Here is a 3,355-nt window from a genome sequence, read left to right on the forward strand (position 1 = left end):
GATCTCGATCGCGAGGTCAACGGCACGGTCGCCGATGGCGTGCGCCGCGATCGACCAGCCGGCCGCATAGGCAGCCTCGATCTTTGCCCGGAGCGCCTCCGGTTCCGCCTGGAAGTAGCCGGTGTTGCCGGTGTTGTCCGTCCCGCCATGGCTGCAGTAGTCATGGCTGACCGCGGCCGTTTCGCCGAGCAGTGACCCGTCCAAGAACACCTTCGCCGGGCCCAGGGACAGGAAGTCGCCGCCGAAGCCACTGGTGATGCCCAGGTCCAGCCCGGCTGGCGTGGGACCCGGCGGGTGCTCTCCACCGAGCGGGTGAAGCACATCGAGGACGGGCATCAGCTGCGCCCGGGCGTGGAGCCTGCCCGCGGCTGCCGCCCGCTGGTAGGCGGCCAGCTCCACGGGGCTGTGGCCGATCCAGCCGCCGCCGATCCCGGCCTCGGTGAAGCTCGTGATGCCCTCCGCGGCGTAGTAGGTGGTAGCCCGGTCCAGTGCGGCTTCGATCGCCTCGGACGAGTACGGCAGGATGAGCTGCTGGATCAGCTGCTGCGCGGTTTCCTGGACCAGCCCGGTGGGGCGGCCGTCGGCGTCGCGGACAATAACGCCGCCGTCGGGGTCCGGAAACGACGCCGGTTCGGCGCCGGCCAGCCGGAGGGCGGCCGTGTTGACGACGGCCATGTGCCCGGAGTTGTGCCGCATGAACAGCGGCCGGTTTCCCGTGATCCGGTCCAAAACGGTGATGTCCGGGAACTGGCCGCCGTGCTGCTGCTGGCTGAAGCCGGTGGCCAGCAGCCAGTCCGGCGCCGGTCCGGTCCCAGGGTCCGTCTCTGGCCCTGCCTCAGGCTGCCCGCTGTCTGCCGCCATGCCGGCCTCCAGCAGGGCGTAGAGCTGGTGCAGGCCGCGCGCGGCGGAGACGTCCAGTTCGCCCAGGCCGAGCCCGAACCAGGTGGTGTGGCAGTGGGCGTCGATGAAGCCGGGGGTCACGGTGGCGCCGCCGAGGTCCAGGACTTCGGCCGCGTCCAGGCCGGCCAGGTCGTCGTCGAGGCCCACAATCCGGCCCTGCCAGACTCCCAGCGAGGTGGCATGCGGGCGGCGCCCATCCATGGTGATGATGTCCGCGTTGCGCAGCAGCAGATCGAGTTTCAAGGGTTACCTACGCGGTTCTTTAGCGGTGGGAGGTGGTGACTGACTTGATGCGGGTGTAGTCCTCCAGGCCAAAGACGGAGAGGTCCTTGCCGGTCCCGGAGTGCTTGAAACCGCCGTGCGGCGCCTCGGCGGGGATCACCTGGTGGCAGTTGATCCAGACGGCGCCGAAGTCCAGCTCATTGGAGACCCGCGTGACCACTCCGTGGTTGTTGGACCAGACGCTGGAGGCCAGCGCGTACTTGGTCCCGTTGGCCAGCTCCAAGGCTTCGGCCTCGTCCCGGAAGGGCTGGATGGTGACGACGGGTCCAAAGATTTCCTCGCAGACCACCTCGTCGGCCTGGAACACCCCGTCGATCACGGTGGGTTCGAAGTGGAAGCCGGCGCCCGTCCGCTTGCCGCCGGCCAGGACCCTGGCGTTCGCGGGCAGCCGGGACATGAAGCCTTCCACCTGGTCCAGCTGGGCGGCGCTGTTCAGCGGGCCCAGGTCCGCGGCGTCGCCGCCCACCTGCAGCGCTGCGGCTGCCGCGGCGAGCGCGGCACCGAACTCCTGGTGGATGGAGTCCTCGACGAGCACACGGGTCACGGCGGTGCAGTCCTGCCCGGCGTTGAAGAACGCACCGAGCGCGATCTCCCTGGCCGCCACGTCAATGTCGGTGTCGGCGAAAACGATCGCCGGTGCCTTGCCGCCGAGTTCCAGGTGGACGTCCTTGAGGGTCTTCGACGCCGCGGACATCACCTGAGCCCCGGCCCGGGTGGAGCCGGTGATGGATACCATTTCCGGGATCTCGTGATCCACCATGGCGGCACCGGTCCCCCGGCCGCCGCAGATGACGTTGACGACGCCGGCGGGGTAGGCCTCCTGCGCCAGTTCGCCCAGCACCAGGGTGGACCAGGGCGTGGTGTCGGCCGGTTTCAGGACCAGCGTGTTGCCGGCGGCGAGCGCCGGTCCGATCTTCCAGATGGCCATCATGAACGGGTAGTTCCATGGGGTGATCTGGGCGACCACGCCGAGGGGTTCACGCCGGACGGTGGAGGAAAAGCCGCGGACGTATTCGGTCTGGGCGGTCCCGGACACCACGCGGCAGGCGCCGGCGAAGAAGCGCAGCTGGTCGGCGCCGCGGAGGATCTCGATCTCGCGGGTGATCTGGCGCGGCTTGCCGGTGCAGGCTACCTCGGCGTCCAGGAGCCTGTCGACGTTGGCCTCGATGAGGTCGGCGAGTTTGAGCATCATGGCCTGGCGTTCGGCCGGGGTGGTCCGCTTGTAGCTCTGGAAGGCGGTGTGGGCGGCCTGGAAGGCGCGGTCCACGGTGGCGGCGTCGCTGTCCGGGGCGGTGCCGAGCTGGACTCCGGTGGCGGGGTCGAAGAACGGCAGGGTGGCCGCGTCCGAACCGTCGGCGGCGCTGCCGGGGACGGTCTCACCATTGATGATGTTGTGCAGGGTGATCATGACGGGCTCCGGTCAGTTGCTGGCGGTCTTGGGTGAACGGGTGGTGGGGTCCTGCGGGAGGTGCAGGACTGCCGGCAGCCCGGATTCGACGGCACGGCGGAAAGCGGCGCCGAAGTCCTCTGCCTTCTCGACCCGTTCGCCGTAGCCGCCGTAGGACCGGGCCAGTGCGGCGAAGTCCGGGTTGGTCATGTGCGTGCCCGAGGGCCGGCCCGGGTAGTGGCCTTCCTGGTGCTCACGGATCGTGGCGAAGATGCCGTTGTCCACCACGAGGGCGATGAACTTCCCGCCGTGGCCCATGGCCGTGGCCATTTCCTGGCCGTTCATCATGAAGCAGCCGTCACCGGCCACGGAAATCACCTGGCGGCCGGGGTAGGCCAGGGAGGCAGCCACCGCCGCCGGGATCCCCATGCCCATGGCCCCGTTGCGGGGTGCGGCGAGTGAGTTCGCGGTGTTGTGCTTCAGGTAGCGGGCCGGCCACAGCGAGTGGTTCCCGGCCCCGTAGGTGATGACGGCGTCGTCGTCCATTTCCTGCTTGAGGATTTCCATGACGACGTCGAGGTCCACATATTTCGAGTCCACTCCGTTCCCGCTGTCCGGCTGCGCGGTGGAGAACTTCTCGTAGCCGGCGCGGGCTCCGGCCAGCCAGCCGGCGTCGGGATCCGCCTCGGAATCCGTGGCGGCGAGCGCGGTGGCGAAGGACGAGACGTGGGCCGGAATGTGCTGGTCCAGCCGGCCGAAGTGACCCAGCAGATCGGCGCCGGGGTG

Annotated in this window: 3 protein-coding genes; all 3 read right to left on the minus strand. The window is 69.4% G+C overall.

The window, feature by feature from the left end; all coding sequences use genetic code 11:
• The coding region (locus LQV45_RS22005) for an amidohydrolase (protein WP_230008820.1) at window positions 1–1,143 on the minus strand (1,143 nt) is incomplete at its 3' end.
• Window positions 1,144–1,162: 19 nt separating this feature from the next.
• Window positions 1,163–2,590 (minus strand): gamma-aminobutyraldehyde dehydrogenase, encoded by a 1,428-nt coding sequence (locus LQV45_RS22010; RefSeq protein WP_230008821.1) that lies wholly within the window; start codon window positions 2,588–2,590, stop codon window positions 1,163–1,165.
• Between the two features lie 12 nt (window positions 2,591–2,602).
• Window positions 2,603–3,355: thiamine pyrophosphate-dependent enzyme (locus tag LQV45_RS22015; RefSeq protein WP_230008822.1), on the minus strand; the 753-nt coding region annotated here is incomplete at its 5' end.

Source organism: Microbacterium sp. Bi128 (assembly GCF_918698205.1).

Coding starts and splice junctions, on each gene's coding strand:
- LQV45_RS22010 (WP_230008821.1), bottom strand. CDS start 2,590: ATGATCACCCTGCACAACATCATCAATGGTGAGACCGTCCCCGGCAGC.